The 5,747-nt window shown below is 31.7% G+C and carries 6 protein-coding genes; 1 reads left to right on the forward strand and 5 read right to left on the reverse strand.

Annotated features, from left to right (window positions below; genetic code table 11):
* From HRT72_11610 to HRT72_11630, 5 genes are all read right to left on the reverse strand, one after another.
* Positions 1–741: OmpA family protein (locus HRT72_11610; protein ID NQY68351.1), on the reverse strand; the 741-nt coding region annotated here is incomplete at its 3' end.
* 82 nt (positions 742–823) lie between these two features.
* Positions 824–1,324, reverse strand: a complete 501-nt coding sequence (locus HRT72_11615; protein ID NQY68352.1) for a hypothetical protein — start codon at positions 1,322–1,324, stop codon at positions 824–826.
* A gap of 120 nt (positions 1,325–1,444) precedes the next feature.
* Positions 1,445–2,647 carry an OmpA family protein gene (locus tag HRT72_11620; protein ID NQY68353.1) on the reverse strand — a complete coding sequence of 401 codons (1,203 nt, stop codon included), beginning with the start codon at positions 2,645–2,647 and terminating at the stop codon, positions 1,445–1,447.
* Positions 2,648–2,869: 222 nt separating this feature from the next.
* A complete protein-coding gene (locus HRT72_11625; GenBank protein NQY68354.1) occupies positions 2,870–3,499 on the reverse strand; it encodes a DUF4956 domain-containing protein in 630 nt (209 codons plus the stop codon).
* Positions 3,486–4,259, reverse strand: coding sequence for a VTC domain-containing protein (locus HRT72_11630; protein ID NQY68355.1), 774 nt, complete (start codon positions 4,257–4,259; stop codon positions 3,486–3,488). Before HRT72_11630 ends, HRT72_11625 begins: the two co-directional genes overlap by 14 nt.
* Positions 4,260–4,364: 105 nt before the next feature.
* On the opposite strand from HRT72_11630, the gene HRT72_11635 reads away from it, so the two are divergent.
* A partial coding sequence (locus HRT72_11635) for a hypothetical protein (GenBank protein NQY68356.1) occupies positions 4,365–5,747 on the forward strand: 1,383 nt, incomplete at its 3' end.

A 5,747-nucleotide genomic window follows, 5' to 3' on the forward strand; every position in this document is an offset into this window, starting at 1 on the left:
CGAAGTTTCTTTTAAGAAATGCCTCCCCGGCAAAAAATTAAGGTTCGGCACAACCAGCTTTTCACCAATTTCCATATCTATAATTGTCTTCAGTTTTTCTGTATCATCCATGATTTCAGGAATACTGTCTACTATATTAATGGTATCCGTTTTTATTACCTCCTTAATATGAATAACAGTACTTGTTTTAATTACTGGTTCTGACAAAGTAACCTCTATAGAATCTGGAGTTTTAATTAATGTATCTATTTTAACTTCTACTATTGCATCTATTACAATTTCAGGAATATCAGGAGATAATGAAATAGCATCTAATATCAACTCTTCTTTATCTAAATAATAAACCAATTCTACCCTTCGCTGATTGGGTACACCACTCTTAATATGAATATTATCGTTACTGTTCTCCTCTCCTCTCCCTTCACACCATGAAAATTTTCTTTGAGGAACGCCATTTTTCACTAAATAGCTTTTAACTATCTGGGCTCTATCGATGGATAATGACAAATTAGATCCTTTTGACCCTTTAAAATCACAATATCCAGTAATCTTTATTCTTTGAATTTTTTCGATAATATCTTTTACTCCAAGAATAGAATCAAGAATTGTTTTCTGATTCTTTTTCAATTCTTTTTTACCTTCTCCGTAGTACAGTACTACCTTTTGCTCATTTACCTTTTGAGAAAAGGAATGACTAGAGAGAACAATAAAAAAAAGAAATATGATCTTTTTGGACAACATCTGATAAGCACATCTTATGCTGTAAAATTAATATTTAAGATGATGGAAATTAAAGAAGTGGAAGAAGATTAGACAATTACTTTTAATTCGCAACTTGAATTTCTACACGTCGGTTAATGTTTTTTTCTTCGTCATCAATAGGAATATCGCCTTCATATACTCTTTCGTTGTTATTAAGCGATTTAAGATCCGTTAGATCTTCTTGATTAAACTTCTCTTTTGAACTAACACCTTTCGTGGTGTTTGGAATATTATTTTGATTAAATGAATCCATTGCTTCATAAAGAGATTTGTTATAATCGGTGGAGGTTTCTAGTTCCTTTATAATTTCAGAATTAATAGAATGTTTAGGAGCCTCATTATTTCCAGAAATACTTGTAGTAGGATTTGGAGAATTGTTAGGGTTCTTATTCTCCGAAACAGACGTTAAATTATCTTCACTAAAAGTTTGGGGTTGCAGTATATTTTCTTTCGGCGCAACATTGGTCAAATTGCCTTGCTCTACATTATCTACTCCAGCCGTTTTATAACTGTCAAAATTGTCAGATCCATCGATAACCGACATTTCCGGAATACCATCCAAAGTTGATTGTACATCTGTTGCTTTCTCATTGATTTGGCCACTATTCTTATTCTCTTCTATTTCTGTAGTTTTTACAGATGATGTAGATGCGTTTTTACTACCAAGACCTTTAAAATCATCTTAAACAGATAATTCTGGAATTGAGCTAGTCTTTATACCGTTACCATTTCTATTGGAATTAGCAATTACAGTATTGGTGTTGATAGGTAAAATATCTTTAGGAGGTTCGTTTAGAGTTGACAATTGATCCGATGCCTCTGTGTTTTTTTTATCAGAAGCCGAAACAATGCTATTATTACTAAGATTACCCAATTTGTCTTCAACAGGAATTTCTTTATCAACGGCGACAATAACATCCTCTTCTACTGCGAAGTCACCTTCTACAGCATTATCGCTGGTCATTTGAAACAACTCTTCTTCAAATAATTTCTCTATTTCTATTCTGATAACTTCGTTATAGGCAACGACACTAGAATCTAATATTCCCGTTTCATCTAATGCTAATTCCTCTCTGATATTACTACTTGCTAAAAGCGTATCAATTTTAGTTTTTAAAGAATTATTATATTCGGATATCTCCTCTTTTGTAACGCCTTTCTCAACAATCTCATGCAAAGATTCCTCAAAGATCTTATCCATACCCAATTTTACTTTCTCCTTATAATAAATCACACTAGATTCTAATTCACTTTCGTCATCTAATTCATCTTCAAGAGAGTAAATATCCGTGCTAAGAATTTTATCAATCCTCGCTTTAAGTTTTCTATTGAAAATTTCAGGTTCAGGTTCAGATTCAATCACTTCTTCGATTATCTGTTCTGGCTTAGGAGCTAGTGCTTCATCCACGTTACCGACTAAGGTGGTTGTATCTTCTCCCCCTATAATTTTGGATGAAGGTTTTATGAATGAATCTTCTTCAAATAGAAAGCTAAGAGTGCTATTTGGCGTTGATATCTTATAACAAAGTTCAACTCTTCTATTATACGCCATTAACTTCGTATCATCTTTATTAATCGTTCCATTTGCCCTTCCAACACCTATACTAAGAACAATTTGTTTTGAAAACGTTCCCTTACTGATTATATAGTTCTTAACGGCATCAACTCTTTGCTGTAAAAGACTCCTATTGTATTCATAAGACCCTTGATTATCACAAAATCCAAGGATATATATCTGCTTCAGATTTTCTGCCCCTACAGATTCTAGAGCAGAATCTAATATGCTTTTATTTTGCCCTTTAACATCATGTGTTGCTGGGTTATAAAACAGTTCTAGCCGATTAACTAGAATACTTTGCACGAAACCATTGGTGCAGATAATCATGCACGTAACAATCAAAATGCTAGAAGATTTCAATAACAGTCTCAAGTGTTGCTTTTTGGTTAAGACTTAACTTTAATACATGAAATTAACTAGTGGAAAATAGCACGCAAAAGCACATATTTAATAACCTTTTATAGAATGGATCTGGTTTATCTATCCTTTAACTAAAGAATACAAGTGCCTATAAATCACAACTTAACTAAAAGTTGTTTAGGGAGATAATTAAGCTTCGGTAAAATAAATTGTTACTCTTGCTGTATCGTTGAGGAAGTTTATTCTTTCAACTTTAGCATCGTATACATTTAAACCGGTTCTTTCTTTTAAATCTTCGATCATCTCACTCTTATGTTCCGGTTTAATCAATTTTATCTTTTCATAAGTAACGCTCTTAGTAGAACTTCCCGACTTGTTAACCAACGTTTCTAAAAGGTATACAGTTCCTACTATTGCTAAATTGGTGAACATTAATTCCAAATAACTAACCTTCTTATTAGATAGCGCATTAATTATCGATAAGGTAATTATCACGAAGAGGTATGTCATTTCCTTAATAGGTATAGGTTCGGTCCTATATCTCAGAATAGAGAATACTGCAAACAAGCCAAACGCGAATCCAATACTTAACTTAATACCACTTAATAATGTACAGACAAGAAATATACATACATTGAAAAGGAGGAAAGTATATAGATACTTTGATACCTTGTACCTATTGTAATAAATACCTTTTGCTACCCAATATGCAAATACTCCATTTATCAAGAAACGAAATACTAACTCTTGTAAATCCTGAACATCAATTAACCTATTCCCTAAGAATTTGGTGTTTTCTAAAATTTCAATTATACCCATGATGCAATTTATCTAAAAAAAGACGTTTTTTCTTAAATCTGTTTTGTTTTATCTTTTCGTTTAATAACATGGTACCCATGCAATATTTACTCATACCCATTTCTCCAATCTTTTTCTCTCGCATAAACTGGAGAAAAAAAGAGTTTTTTGAAAGTCCATCTTGCTTTGCTTCTGCAATAATTAATGCGGGTGTTTCAATTTTTTTAAGCACGTTACCTTTTATATCTATTTTTTCAAATATTAAATCGATATCCAAAGTTATTCTCTCTTTTAATTCAAGATTCACGAAGGTCATTCTTTTGTAATGCACCCATGTTTGTGGTATCAAGCTATCGATAGGTATATCACCTAATGTTTTCTGAATAAAGTTTTTTGCTTTTTCATTTAGCTCTAACGGAATACTTTTATTCTTCTTTCTTTGCTTTATTGTTTTCCCTTTATTGTTCTTTATTTTAGTTTCCAAATAGCAATCAGCGTCTCCATATCTTCGATATCTCACTTTATACCTATTTACTCTTGCATTATGATGAGCTAGGTAACAATCAAAGTCTTTAGTATCGTAATATAATGTATGGTACTCACTAGAAATCATTCCCTCCACCTCTAGACTACGATAATTCTTAGCCATAAAAATGATTAGTTCGTCCATTATTTCGCTCGAAAAGCCAAATTTAGTATCCTTTCTTTCCAATAGTTTAACCGAATCCATTTCTGACAATGTGATCCTATTTGATAATTCTATTGGAAGTTTATATGGCATTAAAACTTGGGTTACTATATTTGGTTTAAAATGCTCAACTATATATTAGAACAGTTAAGTACATTGTAAATTTAAATTTCTTTTTACCAATTCGACGATACTGAAATGAAAAATATCTATTTCGCAATAACCATTTTTTCTTTTTATCTCTATGGATGTAATTCCTCTCCTGAGCTGACCTCTAGTGTGAGTGAGTTTATAACCGTTGAACTTAAGAAAAAGCCATTAAAAAAACTGGAAGAATACGGGAACCAAATACCTATAAATAATAAATGGGTTAAAGGAAATTTACAAATTAATAGCAAACGATATAAAATTAAAATAAAGCATACCGACGCTACAATCAAACATCAATATCGCGTAAAGCTCTCTGGGCCTGGCATTTATCATGACCTTTCCAAGGATTTCATCTTGGATAAAGCAAGTAATAGTGGAATATTAGGGGCCCTTATTAATTCCTATGCTGTAGCTAATGACTTAATAGCTCCTTCCTCTAAATTAGTTGCATTTAATTTTAATGATGAAATTATTAATGAATACTTCTGGTCTGAAAGGATAGCCAAAGATTTCTTGGAAAAATATTATGGAATTACCAATTATGCCATAATTGGTAATTCCGGAACTAAAAAAAACTATAAAGTAAAATCGAAGAATGATTCCTTAAAATCAAGAGGAGAGAAAATCGGTGAATTATTGATTGAGGCAGTCGCATCGAAAGAATATCATTTATTGGAAAATTATATTGACAATAGCTACATCGCTAAATTATTAGCTTTTAGAGACCTTTATTCGGAACTCAACTTAACAAATTGCGCAGCTATAAAGATTATTTATGATTTCAGTAGAGGTCGCCTTTACCCCATATTTGATGGGAACAACTTTACATCTGAAGAAAATATCAAAAGCAACGATCTGGCGAATGGGTTATTAGATCTTTTTGCTTCAGATATGGATATTGAAATAGAGAAAGAGTTATTTAAGACAACATTATACAAGCAGTTAACTAAAGAATCCTATTTATACAAATCATTGGATGCACAAATTTCAGAACTAAGTAAAGGCAACAACACGTTTAATAATGAATACTTGAATGCTCAATTTACTACATTAGAAAATCTTAATTCTAATGAGTTAAGCAATGTGGATCAGAGCACCTCTGATACTGAGATCACATCAAACATTACATCTGAGATATTGAAGAATCGAAATATTAAATTCGAAATATTAGCTGATACTATTATTATCTTAAAAGGAGATTACTCAATTGATAAAAATTTGATTATTTCCTCTTCAAAAACAATTAAGATTAATCCAGGAAGCAATTTTTTATTAGCACCAGATGTTTCTGTTCTATTTCATTCAGATATTATTATTCACGGAAATAAAGAAGAGCATGTTACGATAACGAATTCAGAACCAGATAAGCCATTTGGTACATTTGCTCTTGTAGGTAAAGGAAATTCGGCTACAGCAGTTATTGATTACTTA

This window comes from Flavobacteriales bacterium, from assembly GCA_013214975.1.
Lineage (GTDB): Bacteria > Bacteroidota > Bacteroidia > DT-38 > DT-38 > DT-38.

Bases quoted from the DNA above. Each gene is read 5' to 3' on its own strand.
- HRT72_11625 (NQY68354.1), bottom strand. From the start codon at position 3,499: ATGGGTATAATTGAAATTTTAGAAAACACCAAATTCTTAGGGAATAGG.
- HRT72_11620 (NQY68353.1), bottom strand. From the start codon at position 2,647: ATGATTATCTGCACCAATGGTTTCGTGCAAAGTATTCTAGTTAATCGG.
- HRT72_11630 (NQY68355.1), bottom strand. From the start codon at position 4,259: ATGCCATATAAACTTCCAATAGAATTATCAAATAGGATCACATTGTCA.